The following is a 1,360-nucleotide window of genomic DNA, read 5'->3' as shown; positions in this document are numbered from 1 at the left end:
CGACCGCCAGGCGAAAATTGACGCCGCGGCCGACAAAAAGGTCGACGTCATTACCAACCCGCAGACCACCGCCGCCTCGCCGGATGTGGCGATTCCGTTCGGCCTCAAGTTCAGCGGCTATGCCCGCTATGGCGCCCATTTCCAGACTGGCGACCAGAAATATGTCGGCGTCGACGGCTCCTATAACGGCGCCTCGGCGATCGGCCGTCTGGGCAACGAAAGCAACGGCGGCGAATTCCAGATCAGCAAAGCCTTCAAAAGCGCGCAGGGGGCTATCTGGGATCTCAACGTCATGTTCGACCACTGGAGCGACGAGGTTAACCTGAAGAAGGCCTACGTCGGCGTCACCAACGTGCTGGAATCCAATCCCAACGCCTATATCTGGGCCGGCCGCGACTTCCACCAGCGTCCGCAACAGGGGATCAACGACTACTTCTGGATGAACCACGACGGCCAGGGCGCCGGGGTGAAGAACTTTGATATCGGCGGCGTGCAGTTCGACGTGGCGGCGGTGTCGCAGGTGAAATCCTGTAGCCCGGAAGTGATGGCCGACGAGACCAACCCGTCGCGTATCACCTGTACCGGCAGCTCCGACACCGGCGACAACGGCCACTACGCGCTGACCACCAAAACCCACAACATCAAGGCCGGGCCGATCGATGTCGAGGTGTACGCCAACTACGGCTTTGACTCGAAGGCGGTGGACAGCGACGCGCGTCTCGAAGCCTGGCAGGGCGGCCTGGTGCTGAGCCACACCAACGACAGCGGAGTGAACAAGGTGATCCTGCGCTACTCCGACAACTCGGATAACAGCGTCTACAACAAAACCGACGACCTGACCACGGTCTACGCCAGCTTCGAGGGCAGCCATAAGTTCACCCAGCAGGCGCAGGTGGAATATCTGCTGGCCTTCCACGACTACGACAACGGCAAAGATAATACCGACAACCGCAAAAACTACGGCGCCATCGTGCGGCCGATGTACTTCTGGAACGACGTGCACTCCACCTGGCTGGAAGCGGGCTACCAGCGTGTGGACTACGACCAGGGCGGGGATAACCACGGCTGGAAGCTGACGCTGTCGCAGAACATCGCCATCGGCATGGGGCCGGAGTTCCGTCCGATGCTGCGCTTCTACGTGACCGGCGGTCAGGTGGACAACGAGCATACCGCGAAGGTCAACGGCACCAAAGACCAGCAGCTGGATTCGCTGAACGTCGGCGGGATGTTTGAGGCGTGGTTCTGATGCGATAGAGTTGTCGAAGGAGCGTTCCCGGCTGGCGCTACGCTTAGCCGGGCTACGACTGGTGCGCTCCATTTATGCCGGATGGCGGCATAAATGCCTTATCCGGCCTACGTT

1 protein-coding gene is annotated in these 1,360 nt (G+C 60.7%); it reads left to right on the top strand.

The window, feature by feature from the left end; genetic code table 11:
• Nucleotides 1–1,246: carbohydrate porin (locus tag L2I46_RS29095; protein ID WP_194860174.1), on the top strand; the 1,246-nt coding region annotated here is incomplete at its 5' end.
• Between the last annotated feature and the right edge of the window lie 114 nt (nucleotides 1,247–1,360).

The sequence above is a fragment of the Klebsiella sp. 2019SCSN059 genome (assembly GCF_021739525.1).
Classification (GTDB): Bacteria; Pseudomonadota; Gammaproteobacteria; order Enterobacterales; family Enterobacteriaceae; genus Klebsiella; species Klebsiella quasipneumoniae.
This window is presented reverse-complemented; position numbering and strand designations above follow the sequence as displayed.